The following is a 25,105-nucleotide window of genomic DNA, read 5'->3' as shown; positions in this document are numbered from 1 at the left end:
CCCCCCGCCGGCCCCGGCGCCGGACACGCCCCCGTTCCGCCCAATGCGGGGCGATTCGGACTCTCCACCGGTGTGATTGGTGCTCTGATCTGCCAACTCATCTCTTAAGGAGAGACATGCGTACTCGTACCGCGCTCGCCGCCGGTGTCCTCGCGGCCGCCGCCCTGCTGGCCGGCGGCGGGACCGCCGTCGCCGACTCGGTCGCCGAGGGCGTGGCCGCCAACTCCCCCGGTGTCCTGTCCGGCAACCAGATCCAGATCCCCGTCCACGTGCCGATCAACGTCTGCGGCAACTCGATCAACATCATCGGGCTGCTCAACCCGGCCTTCGGCAACACCTGCATCAACAAGTAGGGCCGCCGGCCCACCGACGCGGGTCCGCCCACCCGGGCGGCCCCGCGTCCCGCCGGTGGGTCCGTCAGCGGAGTCCCGCAGAACGCACCGCGCCGCCCGGAGCTCCGGGCGGCGCGGTGTCATGCAGGTGACGGGTCATCACCTGTCAGGCGGAGAAGTATCCGACCAGGTCGGCGACCACATCGGTGCTGCCCCACTGGTTGGCGAACGACACCCGGCCGTCGACCACCGGGACCATCACCAGCGTCGAGACGACCTCGCCCGGACGGTAGTTGATGTTCGAGGCGTCCGGACGGTCCTGTCCGTGCGGATGGACCGTCAGGAAGCTCCGGTCGGTCGGCCACACCGCGGTGACGTTCATCAGCACCGAGGTCACCCCGGTCGAGGGCACGCCCTCGACGCCGGCCACCTTCAGGCTGACCACGTCGCCGTCCCCGCCCAGGGCGCCGGCCCGGGCGCCCTCACCGGTGCGGGTGTCCATCAGCCGCACCAGGGAGGACGGCGTGTAGGTGGCACCCGAGGCGCCGTAGTAGCCGACGATGTCGACCCCGAGGTCGATCTCGCCCCAGGCGTTGTACAGGTCGACCCTGCCGTCGGCCCCGACCGGGACCGTCACCAGGTTCGACACGTTCTGCCCGGCGGCGAAGTTGACCACCGAGGCGTCCGGCACCGACTCGCCGTGCGGGTACGCCGTCACGAAGCCGGTCCTGGTCGGGTTGACGGCCGTCACGCTCAGCACGACCGCCGTCACCCCGCTGCTCGGCACCCCGGCCACGCCGGTCACCTTGAGCGGCACCACACCGCCCCAGCCGACCCGGCCGGCCGGCGCGCCGACCCCGAGCACGGTGTTCAGGATGCGGGTCGGCGACACCGGGCTCAGCAGCGAGCCCTGGGTGGTGCTGTCGGTGTAGTACCCGACGACGTCCACCCCGAGGTCGACCTCGCCCCAGGCGTTGCGCAGGTCCACCCTGCCGTTGGCCAGCGGCACCGTCACCAGGTTGGTGACGTTCTGCCCGGCGGCGAAGCTCACCGTCGGCAGGTCCGGCACCCGCTGGCCGCTCGGATACACCGAGATGGCGCTGCTGCGGGTCGGGTTGACGGCGGTCACGTTCATCACCACCGCGGTCGCCCCGGTGGCCGGAACCCCGCCCGCGCCGGCGACCTGGAGCGACACCACGCCGCCCTGGCCGACCCGGCCGGCCGGCGCGCCGACCCCGAGCACGGTGTTCAGGATCCGCGAGGGCGACACCGGCACGAACCGGCCCTTGCTCGCGGCCGGCGCGGGCGTCACGGTGAACGCCTTGGCCAGGGTGATGCCCGTGCTCCCGTCGTCGAGCAGCACGTCGTACACCCCCGGCTGGAGGCCGTAGGTGTCGAACAGGACGTGGGCCTCGGTGCCCTCGGGGTTCACCGAGATCGGCTTGAGGTCGAACTGGGAGGAGGTTGCGCTGCCCTTCAGGCGCAGCTTGGTGCCCAGGGTGAGGCCGTAGCCCCGGACAGTCACCTGGGTCTGCGTCCCGGCCACGCCAGTGGCGGGGCTGATCGAGTTCATGGCCACGATGTTCGGCTGCCCGCTGCACGTGCGGACGATGGACCGGTGGTCGCACGACCCCTGCATGCTGTACTCGATCGGGGTCGCGGCACTGCCCGGGGCGACCAGGAGGACGGCCTGCCCCGCGGTGGCGCTGGAGTGGGCGCTGCACCGGCTGTTGATCTGGCCGAAGTCGGTGCTGCACGTGTAGGAGGGGTTGGGCTCGTTCCACTCGGGCCCCATCAGCTCCACGAGGGGCTGCTCCGCAGACGGCGCGGAGCTCTTACCGAAGAGGTTGAAGGACTGCCACGGCTTCATGTCGACCACCGCGCAGTACGCCGACGACGACTCCGTGAGCAGCCCGTTGCGCAGCGGGAAGCCCGCCACCGAGAACGGGTGGGCGGTGCACTCCGGCGCCCACCCGTCCACGGTGCCCACCCGCCAAGTGTCTACGTTCGTGTGGATCGGAGCACCCTTGTAGCCGGCCGCGAGCACGACCAGCGTGTAGGAGCTCGAACCGGTGACCTTGCATCCGTAGCCGAACTGAACGCAGACCGTCCGGCCACTGCTGTCGGCCACCTGGAGCTGCACGGTCGGGTCGTAGCGGCCGGCGGTCGACCGGGCGCTCAGCCAGAGCCGGTCGGTGGCGGCGGCGGTGACCCGGATGCAGCGGGCGTCCAGCGTCGACGTCAGGTCCAGCGGGAGCGACCGGCCGCCGACCGTGGTGGCGTTCGGCGCGAGGCAGTCGGCGCTCGGCGAGATGTCCCGCCGGGCCAGCTTGTAGGTCTCGCCGAACGCGCCCGTCACCAGCGTCGTGTAGGACGTACCGGCGGTGAAGGCACAGGTGAAGGCGCTGCCCTCGCAGACCACGTTGCCCTGCGGGTCGACCACCTTCAGGTAGGCCCCACCGGTGTTGGTGGAATTCGTGTAGTCGACGGACTCGGCGGTGCTGTGCTGGTCGGCCGGCAGGCCGAGGCAGAGCTGCGGCGCGGCCTGGGTGGGCGTGACCTCCACGCCCCAGCCGCCGTCGAAGGCGCTGCGGGGCCAGGCCGTGCAGCCCGCCGTCTCACCGGTGCGGTGGACCACCAGCCGGAACGACTCGTTCGGCACACCGGTCGGCAGGACGCGGAACGGCGCCGTCCCGGTCAGCTTGCAGATCGTGCTGGAGGCCGCCCAGTAGTTCTCGCACTGCTTGGCCCCCGCCGCGTCGAGCACCGTGAAACCGGCCGCGGCCATCTGGTTCGACGGCCGGTTGAGCAGGTGGAGGCCGGTGCCGGTGGCGGTGGGCAGGAGGAGGCAGGACGCCCGCCCCGAGGCACCGAAGGAGCCGGTGGCCGCGCCGGACACCAGGCCCGTGTCACCGGTCGCCGTGCAGCCCCTGGTCTCCCTGGCCGAACGGAGGACCACGCCGAAGCCCTGGTCGGCGGCGGCGGCCCGGGGGTCGACCACCCAGGTGTGGTCACCGGGGGCCAGCTCGCAGGGGTAGTCCTGGGAGCAGCCGACGTTCGCCCAGTTCCCGTCGGGCGCGAACAGCTCACCGGTGAGCCCGGGGTTGGTCGCGGTGACGGCGGCGAAGTAGTACCGGTCCTTCTCCGGGATGCGCAGCGTGCGGCAGCGGGCGGTCTGGTTCAGGTCCGGCGAGGTGCCGAAGGCCTGCGGTTCCACGACCACGCAGTCCTGCCGGTCGGCGAACCGCGTCAGGGTGAGGTCGTACCCCTGCGGCGGGTTGTAGTAGCTCTCCCTCACCGTGACCCGGAACGGCGCCTGGCCGACCAGCGTGCAGTCCCACCAGTCGGAGTGCGGATTGCCGCCGCTGTACGGGGAACAGGCCTGCCGCCCGGTGGCGTCGTGGACGGCCCGCTCGACGGAGTTGGTGACGTACGTGCGCAGCCGGTCTCCGGTCGCGAGGCCCTCGGCGAGGTAGCAGTCGCCGGCGGAGCCGGCCGGCAGCACGCTGTGGAGCACGGCCGGTGCGGCGAGGGAGAGGTCGGCCGCGCTCACCGTCCGGCAGGCTCCGGGCGCGAGCAGCGTCCGGTAGGCGACCGAGAGGTTGCCCGGCAGGCCGTACTCCTGCGTGACCTGGAGCGTGTGGGTGCCCGCCTGCGCGGTGGCGCAGCGCACCATCCCGCCGGACTGGTTCTCGCAGCTCTGCGCCGCGCCGTCCGGCCCGAGCAGGCTCCAGCGCGCCGAACCGCCGGAGGTCAGGATCCGGGCGAACAGCACATCCTGGGCCTGGGGCAGATCGAGCGAGAACGACTGCGGCGTGCCCGGCTCGACCGCGCAGACGACGACCGTGCCGGCGGTGAGCGCCGTCGGGCAGGGGCCGGTCGGGTCGGCCTGCTGGAGTTCCCGGGCGGCGGCCGCGGCCCGGGCCTCGGGGTCCACCGGCTGCGGGGGCGTCGGCCCGGCGGCGGGCGCCGCGCTCGGGGCGGCCGACGGGGCGGCGGCCGGATCGGCGGCCGGGTTCGTGCCCGCGCCCGGCTGGGGCGAGGCGGTGGCCGTCGGCGGCGCCACGGCGGCGGCGGGGCCGGCCTGGCCCACCAGCGTGGCGAGGACGGCGAGCAGCAGGGCGACCGGAGCGGCGGTGCCGGCCCTTCTTCGCCCGTGGCGTACGCGGCTGCCCGATGGCAGCGGCTTCATGGTTCCCCCCAGGGGTGAGGTCCCGACTCATATGACAATCACAGAGTTCGTGGGCAGGCGGATTCTAGCGACCGCCACGGGCCGTGCCGAACGGGTATTTCCCGGGCTTCGGGCCGTCAGGATCCGGCCCGCACGAATCTCTTGCACCGGCGCGTGTCACAGGACGGCGGGCTGTCCCGTCCCAGGGAGTGAAAGCACCTGACGCACCGACCACCACGAGGGAGACCCACCATGGACGCGCGACTCGACTTCTTCGCCACCGAGACCGGCGGCAAGCTGATCAAGAGCCTGATGACGCTGGGCCGGGAGCTCAAGAGCATGCCGCTGCCGGTCGCCACCCAGGAGCTGGTGTCGCTGCGGGTCAGCCAGATCAACGGCTGCGCCGTCTGCATCGACATGCACACCAAGGAGGCCGCCGCGGCGGGCGAGAGCGCGCTGCGGCTGAACCTGGTCGCGGCGTGGCGGGAGGCCACCGTCTACACCGAGGCCGAGCGGGCCGCGCTGGCGCTCGCCGAGGAGGGGACCCGGATCGCGGACGGAGCCGGCGGGGTCGGTGACGAGGTGTGGGCGAAGGCCGCCGAGCACTACGACGCCGACCAGCTGGCCGCCCTGGTCACGCTGATCGCGTTCATGAACCTGGCCAACCGGGCGAACGTCATCACCCGGCAGCCCGCGGGCGGCTACGTGGCCGGCCGGTTCCACTGACCGGGCCGCGCGTCCGATGATCGACAGCACGTCACCGTTCGAAGGGGAGGAAGCCGGCGTGAGCAAGGTCGAGGAGTTCGAGGAGCTGCGGCCGCTGCTGTTCTCGATCGCCTACCGGATCCTGGGCAGCGTGGGCGAGGCCGAGGACGCCGTCCAGGAGGCCTGGCTGCGCTACGACGCCTCGCCGACCCGGCCGACGTCGGTCAAGGCGTTCCTGTCCACCACGGTGACCAGGATCGCGATCGACGTGCTGCGCCTGGCCCGGGTGCGCCGGGAGGAGTACGTGGGGCCGTGGCTGCCGGAGCCGCTGCTAGCCGACCCCTACGCGGACCCGGCCCGGGCGGCCGAGCTGGCGGACTCGGTGTCGATGGCGGCCCTGCTGCTCCTGGAGCGGCTCAGCCCGCTGGAGCGGGCGGTGTTCGTGCTGCGGGAGGTGTTCGGCTTCGGCTTCGACGAGGTCGCCGCCGCGGTGGGCCGCTCCGAGGCGGCCTGCCGCCAGCTGGTGGTGCGGGCGCGCCGGCACATGCGGGACGGCCGGCCGCGCTTCGAGGCCGAGCGCAAGGAGCGGGACGAGCTGGCGGCGCGTTTCTTCGACGCCCTGAGCGAGGGCGACATCGCCGGCCTCCAGGAGCTGCTGGCGGCCGACGTCACCATGGTCGGCGACGGCGGCGGCAAGACCCCGCAGCTGGCCCGGGCGGTCGCCGGCGCCGCGAACGTGGCCCGGCTGCTGGCGGCCGTGGTGCCGCTGATGGCCCGGATCGACGTGACCTTCGAGCCGCACGAGGTCAACGGCCAGCCGGGCGCCGTTTTCCGCGACCAGGCCGGACGGGTGCTGAACACCCTGGTCCTGGACGTCGTGGACGGCCGGATCCAGACGGTGCGCTCCGTCATCAACCCCGACAAGCTCGCCCACCTCGGGCCGGTCGCCGACGCCTGGGCGGTGCACCACGCCCTCAAGCGGGCCCGCCGCGCCGGGAACTGACCGGCCCGCTCACGCCGTCGGCGCCGGGCGCCCCTCCTCGGGAGCGTCCGGCGCCGGGCGTTCCCGGGCGGGGCCGGTGGCCCGGTACGGACCGACCAGGGTGTCGCCGAGGCGCTCGATGTCGGCGGCCATGTCGATGTCCGGGTTGAGCAGCCACTGGAGCTGGAGGCCGTCGGCGGCGGCGATGAAGATCCGGGCGAGCCAGGCCGCGTCCACGTCGACGGGGTCGGCGACGCCCTGCTCGATGCGCTCGGCGAGCCGGGCGCGGAGGCGCTCGTAGCGCTGCTCGAAGAAGTCGTGCGCGGGGTGGTCGGGCTCGGCGGCCGCCGCGGCGAGGTCGACGAAGAGCTTGACCAGCCCCGGGGTGGACGCGTTGTGCCGCAGGACCGCCGAGTGCGGCAGTTCGGTGCTCCCGGCCTCGGGGCCGAAGCGCTCCTCGGCCGCCGCGTCGCGGGCCTCCAGGACGGCCGTGAGCAGGGCCTCCTTGCTGCCGAAGTGGTGCATCACGCCGGCGTAGGTCATCCCGACCCGCTGGGCGATGTCGCGCAGCGAGACGTTGCGGCTGCCGGCCTCCGCGTAGGCGGCGAGGGCGGCGTCGATGATCTGCCGCCGCTTCGCCGAGGTCTTGGCGTACGGCCCCCGAGGCTTGCTCATGGGGCGGAGTCTACCGGCCGCGGCACGAAAACATATCGGCGCCAGGTTTTCACCCTCGAAAGCATTGCACTGTCATGTTTTCGTGCCTAGGGTGAGGAAACCCCTGCGCGACGTGGCCGAGGAGGCGTCATGACACAGACCCCGCCCCAGGGCTTCCTCCGGGGTGCCTCCACCCCCGGCCACCAGACCGAGGGCGGCAACACCACCAGCGACTGGTGGCCGCTGGACCGCCCCGGACGCGGGCGAGCGGTTCGCCCGCGTCATCGAGGCCGCCTCCCCCGTCCACGCCGACGGCGTGGACCACGTCCGCACCACCAACGAGCCCACCATGCTCGCCGTCATGGCGCCGCTGCTCGACCTGCTGCTCGGCCGTGTCGACCCCGCCACGATGCCGCTCCCGCCGGCCGGCCCGCCGGCCCCGGACGAGCGAACCACCGAGGCCCCGGTCCGGGCCCGCCGGCCGGCCGTCGAGGCGGTCAGGTCCGGTGCGCCGCACGTGCGCACGGACTGGCCGGTGGCCGGCTCGCCGGGGCCTGACGCCCCGCCCCCGCCCCACCGACCCAGCACCCGAAGGAGCACACGCATGACCGACCAGAGCCACCACCCCGCCCTGACCACCGAGCAGCAGGCCGCGCTGACCTCCGGCGGCGACTTCTGGCACACCCGCGCCCTGCCCGAGGCCGGCGTCGAGAGCGTCATGCTCACCGACGGCCCGCACGGCCTGCGCAAGCAGCCCGAGGACGGGGACGCCCTCGGCATCGGCACCAGCGAGCCCTCCACCTGCTACCCGCCCGCCTGCGCCGTCGGCTCCTCCTGGGACCCGGAGCTCGCCGAGCGCCTCGGACGGGCCATCGCCCTGGAGGCCGTCGCCAAGAACGTCTCGGTCGTCCTCGGCCCTGGCGTCAACATCAAGCGCTCCCCGCTCGGCGGGCGCAACTTCGAGTACCTCTCCGAGGACCCGCTGCTCACCGCCCGGATCGGCGCCGCCCTGGTGAACGGCGTGCAGTCCCGGGGCGTCGGCACCTCGCTCAAGCACTTCGCCGTCAACAACCAGGAGACCGACCGGTTCCGGGTGAGCGCCAACGTCGACGAGCGCACCCTGCGGGAGATCTACCTGCCCGCCTTCGAGCACATCGTCACCACCGCCCGCCCGACCACCGTGATGGCCGCCTACAACACCGTCAACGGCGTCCCGGCCGCCCGCAACCACTGGCTGCTGACCGAACTGCTGCGCGGCGAGTGGGGATTCGACGGCGCGGTGGTCAGCGACTGGGGCGCGGTCGCCGACCGGGTCGCCTCGCTCGCCGCCGGCCTCGACCTGGAGATGCCGCCCTCCGGCCGGGAGGCCCTGGTCGTCGCGGCCGTCGAGGACGGCTCGCTCGACCCGGCCGCCCTGGACACCGCCGCCCGCCGGGTCCTGGACCTGCTGGCGCGTACCGCCGCCGCCCGGGTGCCCGGCGGGAGCTACGACGAGGACGAGCACCACGCGCTGGCCCTCGCCGCCGCCGTGCAGAGCGCCGTGCTGCTCAAGAACGACGGCGGCCTGCTGCCGCTCGCCCCCGACGCCGCCGAAACCGTCGCCGTCATCGGCGAGTTCGCCCGCACCCCGCGCTTCCAGGGCGGCGGCAGCTCGCACGTGGTGCCCACCCGCCTGGACACCGCCCTGGACGCGATCCGCGCGACCGTCACCGACCCGGAGCGGATCCGCTTCGCCCCCGGCTTCACCCTGGACGGCGCGGCCGCCCCGGCCCTGGTCGCCGAGGCCGTCGAGGCCGTGCGCGGCGCCCGGCACGCCGTGCTCTTCCTCGGCCTGCCCGAGACGTACGAGTCCGAGGGCTTCGACCGCACCGACATCGACCTGCCCGCCGACCAGCTCGCCCTGCTCGACGCCGTCACCGCCGCCGCCGGGGCCGCCGGCGCCGACGTCACCGTGGTGCTCTCCAACGGCGCGCCGGTGCGGCTCACCCCGTGGCAGGACCGGGTCGGGGCCGTCCTGGAGGGCTGGCTGCTCGGCCAGGCCGGCGGAACGGCGCTGGCCCGGCTGCTGTTCGGCCTCGACAACCCCTCGGGCCGGCTCGCCGAGACCGTCCCGCTGCGGCTCGAGGACAACCCCAGCCACCTGCACTTCCCCGGCGCGGACGGCCAGGTCCACTACGGCGAGGGCCTGTTCGTCGGCTACCGGTACTACGACACGCTCGGCGTACCGGTCGCCCACCCCTTCGGCCACGGCCTCAGCTACACCACCTTCGGCTACGACGGCCTGACGGTGACGCCCACCGGGGACAACCGCTTCGACGTCTCCTTCACCGTCACCAACACCGGTGCCCGGGCCGGCGCCGAGGTCGCCCAGCTGTACGTGCACGAGCGCGCCCCGCGCGTGCGCCGCCCCGAGCACGAGCTGAAGGGCTTCGCCAAGGTCCGCCTGGAGCCCGGCGAGAGCGCCCGGGTGACGATCGCCCTCGACGAGCGCTCCTTCGCCCACTGGTCGGTGCGCGACCACCGCTGGCGGGTCGAGGGCGGGGAGTTCGAGCTGCGGATCGGCGCCTCCTCCCGTGACCTGCGGCTGCGCACCACCGTCGACTGCGCCGCCGACGGCTACCGCCCGGTGCTCACCGCGGAGTCCACCGTCGGCGACTGGATGGCCGACCCGGTCGGCGCGCAGATCATCGGCGCGGCGATGCGGGCGATGGCGGACTCCGTCGGCATCGACACCGACGACCCGCTCATCGGCGCGATGGGCGCGAGCCTCCCGGTCGGCCGCATCCCGGCGTTCGTGAACAGCGTGACGCCGGAGGACATCGACCGGCTGGTCACCGCCCACCGCGAGCTCAGCGCCGCACGGGCCCAGGCCTGAGCCACCGTCCCGGACAGCCCCGTCCCCCCGTTCCCCCGAGGCTGTCCGGGAAGGGCCCGGTCAGCCGCCGATGCAGGCGTACCACTGACCGGTGGCGAACGCCGCGCCGCCCGACCAGTAGTTGACGTTCCACATCGCCTGGCACTGCTCGTAGCGCGACTGCGACACCTCGAACGGCACCTGCGGAGGCATCGGCGCGGCCGACTGCTCCCCGGCACTCGCCTGGGTGCCGGCGGTCAGCACCAGCAGCGGGGCCAGGACGGCCGCGGTGACCGCCATGCCGGCCAGTCGACGGATTCTCATGCGGTGGGCTCCTTCGGTGCGACCGGACGGGAAGCGCCGCTGTCGGCGCGTGCCACATCCTCGCGCCGGTGACCGGTGCGGCGACATCCCAGGTTTCTGGGCCGTTTCCCGCCCCGACGCCCCGACTCCTCCCCCGGCCGGGGCCTCGGCGCTCCGCAGTCATTTGACTGATGCCGCCGCCGCCTCCGCGGAGCCACTCTTGCGGTGCGACGAGCCCGGCCCGGGGCCCGTCGCGCGCGAGCACTGACCTCCGCCTGTGCCACAGCCGCAGGCAGAACCCGGAAAGCGAGTCCCACCGTGGCCCTCAAATCCTTCAAGCTGGCGACCACCGCCGTCGCGGGTGCGATCACCGGGGCGATGATGCTCCTCGCGGCGACGCCGGCCTCCGCCGCCAACCCCCCGTACGACGGCTGCCCGGACTGGGCGCTCTGCCTCTACCAGAACAGCGGCGGCACGGGTTCGAAGGCGATCGTGACCCCGCCGCCCGCCGGCAGCGGCTCGCTCATCGTGCGCCTCCACAGCGTCCACTTCCTGAACGGGGTCCTGGCCGACAACCAGGTGTCCTCCTGGATCAACAACTCGCAGTGCTCGGTCGAGTTCTGGGACGACCCCTACGGCGAGCTGCACCCGTCCCAGGTCGACTACACCGCCGCCTGGAGCTGGGGCGCGAAGGGCGACTACGACGCCGGCGGCTCCAACTACTACAAGAACGACCGGATCTCCAGCCTGCGGTTCGGCTGCTTCTAGCATCCGCGTCCGGTCCGCGGGCGCCACACCCGGCGGACCGGACCACCCACCACACCGCCCCCGTCTCTCGTCCAAGGAGCCGGGGGCACTTCCATGACCCCCCGGAACGAGGTCCCGTGAAACGCCTACGACCAACGGCCGCGCTGCTGTCCGGCCTGCTGCTCTCCCTCACCCTGCCGGCGCTCGCCTCGACGGCGCTCGCCTCGACGGCGCCCGCCACCGCGGCCCCGGCCGGCGCCGTCACGGCCGGCCCCGGCGCCGAGGGCCCCGACCTGAGCTCCGCCAACCGCACCGGCCCGCCCCCCGGCATGCCCGACTGGTCCCGCGTCGGCTTCCGCGGCGGCCGGCCTCTGCCCGGCGACGGCGACCTGACCGGGAACGCCGCCTGCCGGATCACCCCCGACGTGCTCGCCGCCAAGTACGGCGTGCGGGCGGACGACGGCGCCGACGACACCACCGGCCTGCAGAAGGCCATCGACGACGTCAAGGCCGACTGCTCGCCGAACGCCAACTTCAACAGCCTCTCGCTGATCTCCCTGCCCGCCGGCCGGATCGACGTCAGCCGGCAGATCTACGTGGACGCCGACTACCTCGTCCTGCGCGGCCGGGGCTCCGGCGACGGCGGCACCCGCCTGGTGTTCCGGCCCGACGTCAACACCCGCTACGACACCCTGGTCAACGGCCGCTGGGACCAGGACAGCATGAAGGCCGGCAGCGGCAGCGACGTCGGCACCGGCGGCTGGATCTGGCCGGGCCGCGGACTGTTCCGGGTCCAGACCCGGGACATCGCCGACCGCTACCAGGACGACTGGGCCGCCGCCCCGGCGAACCGCAAGGACATCTTCGAGGGCAGCGTCAACCAGCACTGGGCCTCCGGCATCAAGGTCGCCGCCCCGGCCTCCGACCCCGGCTGGGCGGCCCGCCAGGGCCAGAACGTCGTGCAGTTGGACCCCAAGGCCGACATGAAGAAGTTCTCCCTGGGCGGCTACGTCTGGGTGGGCGCGGCCAACAGCGTCAAGTTCTACGAGCAGCAGGGCGTCTCCGACCGCAGCCAGATGGACAACCTCCACATGCGGCAGCAGATGTTCCGGGTCAACGCGATCGACGCCGCCGCGAAGACGGTCACCCTGGACCGCCCGCTGGAGTGGGACGTCCCGGTCGACTCCACCTCGGACGGTTCCCCCGCGCTCGGCGACAAGCCCTATGCCAGCAAGGTCACCCCGCTGAAGGTGGTCGAGGGCGTCGGCTTCGAGGACTTCGCCTTCTCCCAGGACATGACCGGCCTGCCCAAGCTCGGCGGCGGCACCTACAGCCTGACCCCCGCCCAGGCCGTGCACAACTACGGCAACATGGCGCCCGAGTACGCGATGCACGGCATCGTCTTCAAGTGGGCCGCCAACGACTGGGCGCGCGGGCTGAAGGCCGAGATGACCGGCTCGCACCCGATCGTCACCGAGGACGCCCGCAACGTCCAGATCGAGCGCAACAGCTTCGACGGCGCCTGGAACAAGGGCAAGGGCGGCAACGGCTACCTGCGCGGCAGCCGGGTCTGGGACTCGCTGTACGCCTACAACCTCAGCCGCAACCTGCGCCACTTCACCTTCCAGTGGTCGGCCAGCGGCAACGTCGCCTTCCGCAACGACCTCGACTCGGACCTCAACCTGCACGGCGGGTGGGAGCACAACAACCTGTTCGAGCAGAACACCCTGCGGGTCCCGTACGAGCACCGCTCCGGCAACTGCCTGACCAACTGCGGCGGCGAGGGCGGCGAGATCGACGAGGGGACGTGGTACCCGGTCTGGTGGGCGGCCGGCCCCAAGGCGGTCAAGTGGTCCGGCTCCTCGGGCCCGCAGAACGTCTTCTACAACAACACCATGGTCAAGCAGGCGACGCCGGGCGGCCCGTTCGAGCCGTACGCGCCGTACGGCACCCAGTCCGGCACCGCCTTCCAGTTCGGCTCCGCCAACGGCAACCCGAGGCAGTTCCAGCCGCTGAGCCAGGGCGGCCAGGCGATCCCGGACTGGACCGGCCGGGAGACCCTCGACTTCGCCGGCAAGGGCGTCGTCCCCACCGACGTCGGCAAGCGGTCGTCGCTGTTCCTGCGGGACGCCGGCGGCGAACTCGACCCCCGGGTGGGCAACCGCCGCACGATCGTCACCTGGAACATGCAGGGCGCGGGCACCACCGGCCTGCCGGGCGACGGCGACGCCGCCTACGAGAACAAGTACACGCTGGGAGTGAATCAGCTGGCGCTGCAGAACGGGGCCGACATCGTCGCCCTCCAGGAGGCCGGCGCCCCGCCCGGCGGCGCCGTGTTCCTGCGGAACATCGACCAGGACCCGCCGGTCTTCTTCGACTGGGGCGGCCGCATCCCCCCGGTCCGCGAGTACCGGTACGGGGGAACGGCCACCAGGCCGCAGGGATACCTGTACTGGCTCCACACGGACTCCGCCACCAACACCGACGTGGGCCGGGTCAACATGGCCCTCCTGAGCCGCACGCGGATCCAGCCGCAGGACGTGTACGTCGTCGGGGCGGGGCTGAACCACGGCCTCACCGGCCGGCCCGCGCTCGGCATCAACGTCGACGGCGTCGTGTACTTCACGGTGCACGGCCTCTCGGGGAGCGGCAACGACGACCCCGGGCAGCTGGCGAACATCCGGGACCGGATGGCCACCGCGGGCCCCAACCGGAGCCCGCTGCCCTGGATCGCCATCGGCGACTTCAACCGGATCCCGCTGCCCCCGGACGACCCGAACGCGGCGGACACGTCGCTGGCCACCGCGATCGGCGGCCAGTACACGGTGACCGCCCCGGGGCTGCCGACCCATCCGACCATCCGGCGCCTGGGGAACAACACCCCGGACCGCGTCCTCGACTACGCGGTCACTCCCGTCGGCGCCGCGAATCCCCGTGTCCTCGGCATCAACCGGGCCGACGCCGTGCTGCTGTCGGACCACTACCCTGTCGTGATGGAGGTCGGCAACCTGCCGAACCCGCCGGGCGCCGGCCTGGGGACGACGGTGCCGGTGGCGGGCCCCTCCGTACTGCGCAACGCCGCCACCACCAACGTGGCCGCCCCCGGCAGCAGCACCCACGCGGTCAGTGACCAGCCCGTCAACCGGGCCGGCGTCCAGGGACAGGTGTTCAGCCTGTCGCCCGACCCGGAGTACAGCGGCTACTACCGCATCTTCCACGCCAACGTGCCCTACGCCGGCCGCTACCTCGGCCAGGAGGGCGGGGCCCGCGACGCGCGGACGGTGCTGTGGCCGAACCCGGCGCTCGACCAGCTCTGGCAGCCGGCCCGCCAGGGCGACGGCACCTGGACCCTGCAGAACTACGTCACCCGCCAGTTCCTCACCGACCTCGGCCCGGGCCTCGGCATCGTGGCCCGCGACCAGGACGGCACGGCCAACCAGCGCTGGTTCCTCCAGGACCCCCAGGAGGCCACCGCCCTCACCGAGATCGTCGCCACGGACTCCACCGGCTCGACCCCGGCGCTCGCGGTCGACGACCTGGAGATCGCGCCCTACCCGGTCTACCTGGCCCCGGACTCGCACGGGGACTCCCAGCGGTTCGGCACCATCTCCGCAGGACCGACCGACAACTGCTTCTACCTCGTCCACGACCGCCAGTACGTCAACTCCACGAGGGCCCACCCCGGGACCCCGCAGAACGGCGACTCCGTCACCATGGGCGACTACCGGTCCAACGACGACGGCTACCTCTGGTGCAAGGTCGACGACGGCCCCAACGGCACCCTGCTGTCCAACTTCTCCAGCCCCGACGAGCACCTCGACCTCACCCAGAGCACCACCGTCGACACCGTCACCATCACCCGCCCCGGAACCGCCACCGCCCGCCTCCACTGGCTCTTCCGCCCGGTCACCCAGTGACCGCTGCCCGGTAGACCACCGACGGCCCCCCTGCCCTCACGCAGGGGGGCCGTCGCCCGTCCGGGGACCGGTCAGCGGGCCAGGGTGTCCTTCAGCCAGGGGACGATCACGGCCATCGCCTCGCCGAAGCGCGAGATGGCGCAGTGGCCGGTGTCCGGGATCAGGACGACCCGGGTGTCCCGGCGGCCCTCGAACACCGTGGTGTCCTCCAGCGGGACGTGCACGTCCTCGGTGCCGTTGACCACCAGCATGGGCCCGTTGAGGTCCTGGTCCAGCAGCGGGCGCAGGTCGAAGGGCGCGAAGGCCCGCGCCAGCTCGGCCGCGTCCGGCACGGCGTCGAAGCCCAGGGCGTTGCCGACGATGCCGTCCATGCCGAAGGCGAAGCCGCGGCCGGGCGCGAACGAGCGCTCCACCGGGCCGCCGAGCACCACCGAGGCGTCCACGGTCCCCGCCAGTCCGGCCCGGGCGGAGTAGTAGCCGCCCATCGAGATGCCGAAGTGGCCGACCCTCCCGTCGCCGATCGTCCGGGCGTACGCGGCCAGACCGTCGACCACCTCGGCGCCGCCGTCCGGCGTCATCGGCAGGTGGGAGGTCTCGCCGGTGCCGGCGAGGTCGAACAGCAGCAGCCGGGCCGGCAGGGCGAGCGCGAGCTGCTCCCACATCCCGTGCAGGTCGGTCTTCCAGGAGTCCACCCCGCCGCTCGCGAGCACCACCGGGGCGTCGGCGGGCAGCCCCGGGGCGGCCATCAGGTGGACCGGCAGGGTGGCCTCGCCACCGCGGTACGGGACGGTGAGCACCCGGCGCTCGAACTCCACCGGGAAGCCGGGGGCGGCGAGCACGTACTGCTCGACCTGGCGGTCGAGCGCGGTGCGCTTCGGCTCGTCGGCCAGCGAGGGGAACTTGGCCCAGCCGTACGCCTGCGCGGCCGACCGGTGGTTGCCGGCCGCCGCGTGGCGGGCGGCGAGCGCGGACCACTCGTGCACCCAGCCGCCGGGCCGGTCGGGCCACATCTCGGTGACGGCGGCGCGGACCGCGTCCACCTCGTCGGCGGGCAGGCCGAGGGTCATCTGCGGATAGCGCTCGACGAACAGGTCCTGCGGGTCCAGGGGCCAGGTGAAGGACATGGTGGTGCCTCCTGCTGCGCTTAAAGCCAGAACTCTTGCCTTAACGAGGATGCGCCCGAACCCCTCTTAACGCAAGCCCCCTTGCGTTAAGGTGGTGTCCGAGGTGATCACCACATGACCGAGCAAGCGCCGGAGCCCGCGGAGCCGATCCGCCGCCGCCCGGGCGGCCGTGCCGCGCGCGTCCGCCAGGCCGTGCTGACCGCCGCCATGGAGGTGCTGGCCGAGGAGGGCGTCGCCCGGCTCACCGTCGCCGCGGTCGCGGCCCGCGCGGGAGTCAACGAGACGACGGTGTACCGGCGTTGGGGCAGCCGGGAGAAGCTGGTGCTGGACGCCATGCTGGCCGGGAGCAGCGAGGGCATCCCCGTCCCCGACACCGGAGCGATCCGCACCGACCTGGCCGCCTTCGCCCGCGCGCTGGCCGAGTACCTGGCCACCCCGGCCGGCCGCTCGGTGGCCCGGGCCGCCGCGTTCAGCTCCGACGACCCCGACCTCGCCGCGTCCTGGCAGACCTTCTGGCAGTCCCGCCTCGCCCAGGCCGGTGTCCTCGTCGACCGGGCCGTCGACCGCGGGGAACTCCCGGCGGGCACCGACCCGGCCCTCACCCTGGAACTGCTCTGCGCCCCGATCCAGACCCGCGCCCTGCTCGGCCACCGCCCGGTCGAACCGGACCTGCCGGAGCGCCTGGCGGACCTGGTGCTGGACGGCTTGCGCGGGGGACGGGCCGAGGGCTGGCGGTCGTAGGCAGCCAGCACCGGCACCGGCGATTTCGGTTTTCGATCATCGGTTGGTAAGTTTTTCCATGTCGACAGGGCGGGCCGCGAGAGCGGATCCCGGTCGGTCAGGCGTCGGTGGTGCAATGGCAGCACGCCCGCTTTCAGCGGGAAGCGTTCGTTCGATTCGGGCCCGGCGCTCCAACCTTCGGGGGCGGTAACCGTGATGACGGTTACCGCCCCCGTTCTGCGTTCACCCGCCCCACGTCTACGCTGCGGGGATGTCGTACGAACTCAGCGCCGTCGTCGGAGGTTTCGACGCTCTCCGGGACGTGGCCTCCGGGATCCGGGAGGCGGTGGTCGCCCCGCTCCGACAGCGCATGGGACTGCTGCCCGTCACCGGACAGCTCCTCGACGGGACCTTGAGCGCCTGGTCCTCCGAGGGCGGGCCGATCGCCTCTGTGGAGGCGGACTTCCACGGAGGAGACGGGTACCAGACCGCCGCCGTGTGGCGGGCCGGCGCGAAGGTGTGGGGCCCGGTCCGCAGCCGGGACTTCAGCGGTCCACGGGAGGGCTGGCCGATCAACGCCGCGCTCGCCCTGCTCGGCGTCGTCCCGAGCGGCCATGACCTGTTCCTGGCGGTGGGGCTCGGCCGGGAGCAGGACATGGACGGCTGGCGGTCGGCCGGCCGCGCTGCCCAGTGGGCGGCGAGCTACGACGAGTGGCACGAGGAGCATGAGAGAGCGGCGCGTGCCGAGGCGGAGTTCGAGAAGCGCCGGCAGCTCGCGGACGTTCCGGCGGCCTTGGACGGCAGGGCGATCATGGAGCTGCTCGGCCTGCCTCCGGGCCCCCTGATCGGCGCGGCCACCCGCCATCTCCAGGAGCTGCACCTCGAACACGGCCCGCTGTCCCGGGAGGAGGCGGTGACTCGGTTGCGAACGTGGGCTGTTGAGCACTGACGGCCGGCGGAAAACCTCGAGGGCCCCTCACAGAGTTGTGAGGGGCCCTCGATTTTGTGCGCGAGGGGGGAGTTGAACCCCCACGCCCTTTCGGGCACTGGAACCTGAATCCAGCGCGTCTGCCTATTCCGCCACCCGCGCAACTGGGTGATGGGTAAATAGTAGCCCATCCCGAGGGGTGGTCCTAACCAACGGGGAGCGACCCGTCCCGGAGGGAGGTGAGGAAGGCCTGCCAGGAGGAGGCGGGGAAGAGGAGGACCGGCCCGGAGGGAGCAGGTAGAACATGCCACCCGTCTCCAGGATCTTGTTGCAGGCTCCGCCTCCGCCGACCGAACCTACGGCCGCACCCCGAGACTCGTCCTGACCTGAGGTTCCACGAACTCACGGCACGATCACGGCCGTCGAGCGTCGCCGCCGTCGCCGCCGTCGCCGGGAGACCTGTAGTCGTACCTCGTCGCATCGGCCGGCACGCCGGGCGCGTCCGGCCCGGACATCCATCCGTCAGGACAGAGCAGCACCGCGTCGATGAACGACACCGGCGGCAGGTAGTCGTGGCCGTCCACGTAGTGGGCTATGAGCGTCGGCGCCGCGAAGACCTCCCCGGAGGTACCGGGGACGCGGATCTCACCGTTCCCCAGGTGGAGCACATCGCCCTTGTGTTCCACGGTCAGCAAGCCCGCTTTCTCCTTGCCGGGTGGGCACAGCTCGCAGACATGGAAGCCCCGCGTCAGGTTCACGTTCTGCCAGCGGCGGATGTCCAGGAGCCTGACGAGAAAACCGTCCGGGACCGGCCCCGTCGTGTAGCCGTGCCGCCCGCTCAGCCAACCCACATTGATGCGTCGGCGGGAAGGGACGAACGAAGCGTAATAGGACCCGCCGGCATGGGCCACGCCGTCCTCGGCCAGGTAACTGTAGGGGCTGAGATCTGGGAAGAACGTCACAACGCTGTCTACCACGCGGCACCACCCCCTTCCCGGACACCCATTCGCACGCATACGCATCGCCCGCTCGGCGCGCGCGGATTGCGGCCATTCCTGGCGGCGGAGAAGTTGTGTTCGGGGCACGCTCGCCCCGACCTCCGACCCCCTAGGAGTCAGCATGCGACGTCTCGCGACCGTCCTCGGCACCCTCGCCGCCGCCGGAACCATAGCCCTCGCCCTGCCCGGCACGGCCCTCGCCGCCAACGGGCAGCTCTTCATCGCGCCCAACACGTTCATCGACAACCCGAGCGGCTGCTACAACGCCCCGGTCGTCCCCCTGGTCGCGAGCAACAACACCGACGAGTACGCCCTCGTCTACAACGGCCCGAACTGCACCGGCTACGTGATCGCGGTCGTTCCGCCCGGCGGCCAGGCGACCCAGGAATTCGGCGCCTCCGTCTTCGTCAAGTGACCTCCGTTGCGCGGGAAGTCGGCCCGCCCGACTTCCCGTGCGACAACAACCTCATGCTCCGGTGCCGGCCGCCGCCTCCAGGGTGGCGCGCCAGAGAGGGCTGTCGACGTAGTGGTTGTCGTAGCGCTCGGAGGAGTCCTTGATCTCCTGGGGGCTCACCTCGCCGCGCATCACGCGGCCGAGGAGGCGCAGGTAGTCGAAGCGGGGCATCCCCGGGGTGAAGACGAAGAGGACGTCGGCCTCGGAGCCCGGGGCGGCGGCGAAGGCGTGCGGGGTGTGCGGGGGGACGAGGAGGAGGTCGCCGGCGCCGAGGAGCTCGACCTTGTCGTCCAGCAGGACCTGGAGCGAGCCGCCGATCACGAAGAACAGCTCGGAGGCCCGGGTGTGGAAGTGGGCCGGGGCGCCGACCGCGCCCTTGGCGAAGGTGGAGCGGTAGCTGGTGACCGGGCTGCCGTCGGTGCCGCAGTCGGCGAGCAGGGTCATCACGCTGCTCGGGTCGCTGGTGGTCTCGGCGGTGGCGGCGCGGGTCAGCAGCGGCTTCTGCGAGATGGCGTTCACGGTGGTTCTCCCCGTCTCGGGCGGTCCCGGCTCCCCTGCCGCGACCTTGTGATGATCACTCTAGGAGACACAGAGACCCTGGATGAGGTGCATTTCGGGAGAAGAATCATGGGTCAATTCCGCCCCAGGAAACACCCGAGGGCCGTACCCCCCGGCAACGGGGTACGGCCCTCGGAGAGGCACTGCCGTCAGGCGGCCAGGCGCTCCGCCGCCGCGTCCAGGCGGGCCAGGGTCCGCTCGCGGCCCAGCACCTCCAGGGACTCGAACAGCGGCAGGCCCACCGTGCGGCCGGTGACCGCGACCCGGATCGGCGCCTGCGCCTTGCCCAGCTTCAGCCCGTGCTCGGCGGCCACGGCCTCCAGCTCGTCCTTCAGCGCGGCGGCCTCGAAGGCCTCCACCGCGGCGAGCTTCTCGCGGGCGGTGCGCAGCAGGGCCAGCGCGACGTCCTTGTTCTTCATCGCCTTCGCCCACGACTGCTCGTCCTGGACCGGCTCGGCCAGGAACAGGAAGTCGACCTGCTCGACGATCTCACCCAGCACCGCGATCCGGGACTGCGCGAGCGGCGCCAGCTCGGCGAAGGCCTGCGCGTCGAAGGCCTCGGCCGCCCACGGGGCGCGGTCGGCGGCCAGGTACGGGGCGCAGGCGGCGATGAACGCGTCCACCGACAGGGCGCGGATGTACTCGCCGTTGAACGAGCGCAGCTTCTGCACGTCGAAGAAGGCCGAGGCGGCGTTCACCTCCGAGATCCGGAACAGCTGCTCCAGCTCCGCGTACGGGCGGATCTCGACGTCGTCCTTCGGGCCCCAGCCCAGCAGCATCAGGTAGTTGACCATCGCCTCGGGCAGGTAGCCCTCGGCCAGGTAGTCCTCCAGCGCCACCTTGTCACGGCGCTTGGAGAGCTTCTGCCGCTTCTCGTTGACGATCACCGGCAGGTGCGCCCAGACCGGCGGGGTGGCGCCGAGGGCCTCCCACAGCAGCTGCTGCTTCGGGGTGTTCGACAGGTGCTCCTCGCCGCGGATGACCTCCGTGACGCCCTGCTCCAGGTCGTCGACCACGTTGGCCAGTAGGAACACCGGGCTGCCGTCGCCGCGGGCGATCACGAAGTCCTCGATCGCGGAGTTCGGGAAGGCCGGCTCGCCGCGGATGAGGTCCACCACGACGGTGGTGCCCTCGTCCGGGGTGCGGAAGCGCAGCGCGCGGCCCTCCTCGTAGCCGAGGGCGCGGTCGCGGCAGAAGCCGTCGTAGCCGGTCTGGGCGGAGCCGGAGCGCTCGGCGACCTGCTCGCGGGTGCAGTCGCAGTAGTAGGCCCGGCCGGCCGCGTACAGCTTCTCGGCGGCGGCGCGGTGGCTGTCGGCGTTGGCGGACTGGAAGTACGGGCCCTCGAAGCCCGGGTCTCCCTCGTGGATGCCGATCGCGGCGAGAGCACTGATGATGCCGTCGGTCCACTCGGGCTTGTTGCGGGCTGCGTCGGTGTCCTCGATCCGCAGGACGAAGACACCGCCCTGCTGTCGTGCCGTCGCCCAGTTGTACAGCGCCGAGCGGGCACCGCCGACGTGGAACATGCCGGTGGGGCTCGGAGCGAAACGGACGCGGACGGGACGGGATACCTCGGTCATGAAACCCAAGGGTATCGGGCCGGGACGGGATGCCCGGCACGCGCACCCCGCCCCGCGCCCGTCACCGGGGTCTGCGCGGCGTCCAGGCCGATCACGTTCCTCGCCCGCTCGACCGATTCCTCGGCCGCCTGGGCGCCCGGGCCGGCTCGTCGGCGAGGACGTAGGCGCCGACCGTGGCGAGGCCGGTGCCCTGGCCGGAGAGCGGGGAGGCGCAGTGGCCGGCGTCGCCGAGCAGGACGGCGCGGCCGGCGGACCAGACGTCCAGGTGGACCTGCGCCATCACGTCGGCGGAGAAGTCGGTCGAGCGGCGCAGCGCCCCCCATCCGCTCGGCGACCCGCTCGCGCGCCTCCGCCACCCGCTAGCGCGGCGCCTGGGAGGGCAGCGCCGGCACCGACCCGGACTCCAACTGCACGAGGTGGCTCTGGAATTCGGCCACCCACATCATCGTCTCGTTCTCCACCAGCAGCGCGAAGTCGTCCACGAACCGTGACAACTCCTGGGCGGCGAGGGCGAATTCCTCATCCGTGGGATTGGCCGCGAACCGCGCCTCGATCCTCGGCCAGAACGCCTGGAACCGCACCAGCTGCCGGTTCAACGACATCGCCGTCGAGACGTACCGCATCCACGCGGACGAGTACCCGCACACCCGGTCCATCGCCACGAAGCACGCACCGAGCCCGATCAGCCCGTACCCCCAGATCGACTCCCCCGCCCACCCCATCCCCACCGCGACCACCGGCGTCACCGTCCCCCCGGCGATGCTGACCACCGCCGCCAACCGCAGGAACTTCGACCAACGCGCCTTGGCCACCTTCTCCTTGGTGTACCAGTTGATCGACTCGACCGCGTACGCCTCGACCCACAGGTACAACTCCCGCAGCCCCACCCCCAGATCCGCCGCCCCCGACAGATCGGGCAGCCGCACCGCCCGCAGATCCCCCGCCGCCGTGACGCGGGCAGCGTCCGGCTCGATCGGCACCGTCATCAGTAACCCCCCTGCCAGCGACTCCACTTACGGGTGTCGAAGAACGTCACCGCACTCTCCGGAGACCGGCAGATCGCCCCGAACGTACTCCAGTCGACCATCTCGTACAGACCCACGCGCTTGATGATCTCCTCCAACTCCGCTACGGAGAAGTACCTCCGGTGAATCCTGTGCTTCTCCGATTCCTCGAAGAAGACGCGCTGTGAGATCAGCCGGCAGAGCAGTTCCAGACGCTCCTTCGCGTCTGTGCTCCGGGAGGAGGTCAGCTCGTCCACCATCGCCGACCAGGGGTGGCCCGGCAGGAGGTGCCGCGTGTCTCCCACGATGAACCCCCGCATGTCGCCGGAGAATCCCTCCACGTCCACGTCACCGATCGGGATCCGGACCAGCGGAGAGAGCGCGCCGGTCCGGTCGATCTCCCGGTCGAGGGCTCCCAGGCCCGAGTCCGGCACGCCGGCCGAAGTCCACCGCGGCCGCTCCCCCTTGCGCACCCAGCCGACCGTGCAGGCGCGGTTCGCAATGTCTCCCGTCACCCGGCCGATCTCCCAGTCGTGCAGGAACAACCCGTCGACCTCGCTGTGCCGACCCAGGTGGCTGCACAGGACCGGAACTCTTCCCGTCTGCGCGTCGCCGCTCCTCGCGCCGAGCAGGGCGACGACCGACTCACGCGTTCCGCCCGGGAGTTCGCGAAGCAGGTGTTCCACGTGCTCGGTCACCGCGCTCTCGGTGGTCTCGAGTTCCTCGAACCGGCGCAGCTCATCGGCGGTGACACACTTCCGCTCGCCGTCCTCCTCGATGAGGAAGAACGGGATACGGCGCACCGCGTCCCGGAGCGCCGTACGCGATGTCGGGCTGGTGTGCGAAATCAGGAGCGGGTGAGCGATGATCGCCGCTTCCTCCGCTGCCCAGGTGATGGAGAAGCCGCGCTGCGTGTGCAGCTGCTGAATCTCGTCGACCACATGGTCGCAGTACGCCCTGTAGCACGCGCGGACGAACTCCTCCTGCTCCGGGGTCGGCTCCAGGGCCGTCCGGGCGACGTTGGTGCGCGGGGAGTTCGCCCCGGAGGTGTTGGCGATCGCAAGAATCGGCCCGCCGCTCCAATAGCCGGGTGCCGACGACTGCACTCTCACCCCGCCCACACAGACCCCCACGGCCTCGCCGGCGTCCGACCCGTCGACCCGCACCGGGGAGAGGAAGTCCCACTCGCTGAAGTACTTGTTCCAGCCCACGGCGAAGGCGATCGACATCTCGCCGATGGAGCTCTCGACAATCTTGGTCCTGCCGCGTTCGAGACCCCGCGCACCGATCCACCTCGACCGCGTGAGCAGATCCGTCAACGCTTCCTTGATGGAGGCGTACCCGATGCTCTGGACCTCGCCGTCGTCCTCCTGGACGGTGACTTTGCACGCGGGAAGCACCACGAAGTGCCGAGCGGTCCCCGTCACGCCCGCCAGTTCGGCACTCGGCCTCAGCGTGAGCCGGACCAACGTCCCGTGGTGCCGGATCGCCTCGGGCAGGTCCTGACCCTTGTCGAGCTTGTGCACCAGGTAGTCGCCGTGCACCGAGCGCAGTGACAGCTGGCGGGCCTCCTCCTCGTCCGGGTGGCAGGTGATGATCTCCACCTGGTCGGCCACCATGAAGGTCGACAGCACACCGATGCCGAACCGGCTGATGGGGGCGAAGTCCGGGTGCCGCTTCTTGAATTCGGGGTCCTGGTAACGGCTGGAGCCGGTCCGGAGGAGGTTGTTCTCGATGACGCTCTGCGTCATCCCGGTCCCGTTGTCGCAGATCTCCAGTGTGCGCGCCTTGCTGTCCCACCGGATGTCGACCCTGCCGCACTCGGGAGCCCGCGCACCGAACTGCAGCCGCACGGCGTCGATCGAGTTCTGCAGGAGTTCGCGGAGGACCACATTGGTGTCGTTGTAGAGCGTGTGGCCGGTGAGGAGGTCCAGCACCTTCTGCTGGTCGATGGTGAACTTGAACTGGCCGACCATGTCCTTCAGGCCGACCGCGCTCTTGTCGATGGCCCGCCAGGGGAAGAAGTACTTCGTCCCGTGCTTGACGTTGGACCGCTGGGCCCACTCGAAGCTCAACTGCAACTGCTTCTCGGCGTACCGCAGGTAGGAGGTGAGGCCGAAGTACCCCGCGTCGTCGGCGGGGGTGGCGTAGACGGCGATGGTGTCCTTGTGCGCGTCCTCCGAGGGAACGCCCTCCCGGTCCTTCCCGTCCGCGGCGACGACCGCCCGGACCGCCCGCTGCTTGGCCCACTCGTTCTGGCTGATCGGGTCGACCGGGTTCAGGACCCGGAAGGCGATGGACGGGGTGCGGTCCCTGGTGATGTGCAGGAGGTCGGTCGAGCGGAGCAGGATCGCCGCGAACTGGACGTTGGCCCGCTCGCGCTCGGACGCGCCGTAGTACTGCTTGACGGGGTACTTCTTCACGTCGTAGAGGTCGTCGAGGTGGTGGCTCTCGCACACCTTGGCGAGGTCCTCCCGGAACGTCTCGTCGAGCGACCGGAGGAGGTTCTGGATCTCCGTGACGACCCGGTCCGTCGCACCGAGGTTCGGCGACGTCTCCCCGGTGATCCACTTCCGCACCCGGGCCGCGTGGTGGTGGCGGACGAACTCCTGGTAGAGGAAACGCTCGCGCTCCTCCTCGCCCAGGACGTCGAGCCGGGCGAGGTAGTCCCGGCTGTCGGAGTCCGAGGCGTTGCGGATCTCGGCGCAGAACCGGGGGAAGTCCGACTCCTCGCGCCGCGCGAACTCGCTCTTGGTGACCAGCATGCCCAGGTCGTGGAAGTAGACGGCGAGCACGATCAGCAGCCAGTCCGCCGGCGTCATCGCCTCCCGGGTCTTCGGCGTGACCAGCCAGTCGAGCGTGCCGAGCATCGTGTCGATGTGCGAGATGTCGTGCTTGGTGTACTCGTCGAAGAAGCCGAAGCTGCCGATCCGCCCGAGGAGTTCCTTCAACTCCTTCCTGGTCTGTGCCAGGCTGAGGCCGCCGCCGACCGACAGGTCACAGGCCTCGCTCGCGCGCCGTTCGGCTTCCGAAGGAAACTCGCTCAAACCAACTCCCAGGGCTTCGGTCGCTGAATG

The 25,105-nt window shown here is 71.9% G+C and carries 19 protein-coding genes and 2 tRNA genes; 10 read left to right on the top strand and 11 right to left on the bottom strand.

Annotated features, from left to right (window positions below; translation table 11 throughout):
- Positions 1 to 116: 116 nt before the first annotated feature.
- A complete protein-coding gene (locus tag ABTX81_RS24855) occupies positions 117 to 353 on the top strand; it encodes a chaplin (RefSeq protein WP_350549353.1) in 237 nt (78 codons plus the stop codon).
- A gap of 145 nt (positions 354 to 498) precedes the next feature.
- Here ABTX81_RS24855 and ABTX81_RS24850 read toward each other — a convergent pair whose 3' ends face one another.
- Entirely contained in the window at positions 499 to 4,524 is a 4,026-nt protein-coding gene (locus ABTX81_RS24850; protein ID WP_350549352.1) for a hypothetical protein, read from the bottom strand.
- A gap of 231 nt (positions 4,525 to 4,755) precedes the next feature.
- On the opposite strand from ABTX81_RS24850, the gene ABTX81_RS24845 reads away from it, so the two are divergent.
- Positions 4,756 to 5,229, top strand: coding sequence for a carboxymuconolactone decarboxylase family protein (locus ABTX81_RS24845; protein ID WP_350549350.1), 474 nt, complete (start codon positions 4,756 to 4,758; stop codon positions 5,227 to 5,229).
- Between the two features lie 58 nt (positions 5,230 to 5,287).
- Positions 5,288 to 6,211, top strand: coding sequence for an RNA polymerase sigma-70 factor (locus ABTX81_RS24840; protein WP_350549348.1), 924 nt, complete (start codon positions 5,288 to 5,290; stop codon positions 6,209 to 6,211).
- Between the two features lie 9 nt (positions 6,212 to 6,220).
- Here ABTX81_RS24840 and ABTX81_RS24835 read toward each other — a convergent pair whose 3' ends face one another.
- Positions 6,221 to 6,865 carry a TetR/AcrR family transcriptional regulator gene (locus ABTX81_RS24835; RefSeq protein WP_350549346.1) on the bottom strand — a complete coding sequence of 215 codons (645 nt, stop codon included), beginning with the start codon at positions 6,863 to 6,865 and terminating at the stop codon, positions 6,221 to 6,223.
- Between the two features lie 163 nt (positions 6,866 to 7,028).
- Here ABTX81_RS24835 and ABTX81_RS24830 point away from each other — a divergent pair, with 163 nt between their 5' ends.
- On the top strand, positions 7,029 to 9,719 hold the full coding sequence (locus tag ABTX81_RS24830; protein WP_350549344.1) for a glycoside hydrolase family 3 C-terminal domain-containing protein: 2,691 nt from the start codon (positions 7,029 to 7,031) through the stop codon (positions 9,717 to 9,719).
- A 60-nt stretch (positions 9,720 to 9,779) separates the two neighbouring features.
- On the opposite strand, the gene ABTX81_RS24825 is transcribed toward ABTX81_RS24830, so the two are convergent.
- A complete protein-coding gene (locus tag ABTX81_RS24825) occupies positions 9,780 to 10,022 on the bottom strand; it encodes a hypothetical protein (RefSeq protein ID WP_350549342.1) in 243 nt (80 codons plus the stop codon).
- Between the two features lie 297 nt (positions 10,023 to 10,319).
- Here ABTX81_RS24825 and ABTX81_RS24820 point away from each other — a divergent pair, with 297 nt between their 5' ends.
- Positions 10,320 to 10,769 carry a peptidase inhibitor family I36 protein gene (locus ABTX81_RS24820; RefSeq protein ID WP_350549340.1) on the top strand — a complete coding sequence of 150 codons (450 nt, stop codon included), beginning with the start codon at positions 10,320 to 10,322 and terminating at the stop codon, positions 10,767 to 10,769.
- Positions 10,770 to 10,885: 116 nt separating this feature from the next.
- The gene (locus ABTX81_RS24815) at positions 10,886 to 14,665 is read left to right on the top strand and encodes an endonuclease/exonuclease/phosphatase family protein (protein WP_350549338.1); all 3,780 of its coding nucleotides are present in this window, start codon (positions 10,886 to 10,888) and stop codon (positions 14,663 to 14,665) included.
- Between the two features lie 71 nt (positions 14,666 to 14,736).
- Here ABTX81_RS24815 and ABTX81_RS24810 read toward each other — a convergent pair whose 3' ends face one another.
- Positions 14,737 to 15,789: an alpha/beta hydrolase gene (locus tag ABTX81_RS24810; RefSeq protein WP_350549336.1), complete on the bottom strand. Its 1,053-nt coding sequence runs from the start codon at positions 15,787 to 15,789 to the stop codon at positions 14,737 to 14,739.
- Between the two features lie 114 nt (positions 15,790 to 15,903).
- Here ABTX81_RS24810 and ABTX81_RS24805 point away from each other — a divergent pair, with 114 nt between their 5' ends.
- The 3 genes from ABTX81_RS24805 (at position 15,904) to ABTX81_RS24795 (ending at position 17,458) form a co-directional block, all read left to right on the top strand.
- Complete coding sequence (locus ABTX81_RS24805) at positions 15,904 to 16,530, top strand: TetR-like C-terminal domain-containing protein (protein WP_350549334.1); 627 nt, start codon at positions 15,904 to 15,906, stop codon at positions 16,528 to 16,530.
- 101 nt (positions 16,531 to 16,631) lie between these two features.
- Positions 16,632 to 16,703, top strand: a tRNA-Glu gene (locus ABTX81_RS24800).
- Between the two features lie 77 nt (positions 16,704 to 16,780).
- Positions 16,781 to 17,458, top strand: a complete 678-nt coding sequence (locus tag ABTX81_RS24795) for a hypothetical protein (RefSeq protein ID WP_350549332.1) — start codon at positions 16,781 to 16,783, stop codon at positions 17,456 to 17,458.
- A gap of 57 nt (positions 17,459 to 17,515) precedes the next feature.
- Here ABTX81_RS24795 and ABTX81_RS24790 read toward each other — a convergent pair.
- Both ABTX81_RS24790 and ABTX81_RS24785 read right to left on the bottom strand, forming a co-directional pair.
- Positions 17,516 to 17,599: transfer RNA gene (locus ABTX81_RS24790), tRNA-Leu, on the bottom strand.
- A 251-nt stretch (positions 17,600 to 17,850) separates the two neighbouring features.
- Positions 17,851 to 18,399, bottom strand: a complete 549-nt coding sequence (locus ABTX81_RS24785; protein ID WP_350549330.1) for a DUF7919 family protein — start codon at positions 18,397 to 18,399, stop codon at positions 17,851 to 17,853.
- 157 nt (positions 18,400 to 18,556) lie between these two features.
- Between ABTX81_RS24785 and ABTX81_RS24780 the strand changes: the two genes are divergently transcribed.
- The gene (locus tag ABTX81_RS24780) at positions 18,557 to 18,850 is read left to right on the top strand and encodes a hypothetical protein (RefSeq protein ID WP_350549328.1); all 294 of its coding nucleotides are present in this window, start codon (positions 18,557 to 18,559) and stop codon (positions 18,848 to 18,850) included.
- Between the two features lie 51 nt (positions 18,851 to 18,901).
- Here the strand turns inward: ABTX81_RS24780 and ABTX81_RS24775 are convergent, their stop codons facing one another.
- From ABTX81_RS24775 to ABTX81_RS24755, 5 genes are all read right to left on the bottom strand, one after another.
- Positions 18,902 to 19,408 (bottom strand): cupin domain-containing protein, encoded by a 507-nt coding sequence (locus ABTX81_RS24775; RefSeq protein WP_350549326.1) that lies wholly within the window; start codon positions 19,406 to 19,408, stop codon positions 18,902 to 18,904.
- Positions 19,409 to 19,596: 188 nt separating this feature from the next.
- Positions 19,597 to 20,970: a glutamate--tRNA ligase gene (gene gltX / locus ABTX81_RS24770; protein ID WP_350549422.1), complete on the bottom strand. Its 1,374-nt coding sequence runs from the start codon at positions 20,968 to 20,970 to the stop codon at positions 19,597 to 19,599.
- A gap of 145 nt (positions 20,971 to 21,115) precedes the next feature.
- Positions 21,116 to 21,304 carry an FAD-dependent monooxygenase gene (locus tag ABTX81_RS39725; RefSeq protein ID WP_502892842.1) on the bottom strand — a complete coding sequence of 63 codons (189 nt, stop codon included), beginning with the start codon at positions 21,302 to 21,304 and terminating at the stop codon, positions 21,116 to 21,118.
- Between the two features lie 79 nt (positions 21,305 to 21,383).
- Entirely contained in the window at positions 21,384 to 22,010 is a 627-nt protein-coding gene (locus ABTX81_RS24760) for an SLATT domain-containing protein (protein WP_350549324.1), read from the bottom strand.
- Positions 22,010 to 25,075: an HD domain-containing protein gene (locus tag ABTX81_RS24755; RefSeq protein WP_350549323.1), complete on the bottom strand. Its 3,066-nt coding sequence runs from the start codon at positions 25,073 to 25,075 to the stop codon at positions 22,010 to 22,012. Before ABTX81_RS24755 ends, ABTX81_RS24760 begins: the two co-directional genes overlap by 1 nt.
- Positions 25,076 to 25,105: the final 30 nt, after the last annotated feature.

Source organism: Kitasatospora sp. NPDC097605 (genome assembly GCF_040302725.1).
Classification (GTDB): domain Bacteria; phylum Actinomycetota; class Actinomycetes; order Streptomycetales; family Streptomycetaceae; genus Kitasatospora.
Note: the sequence above shows the minus strand (reverse complement) of the source record. Positions and strands in the feature narration are given on the sequence as shown.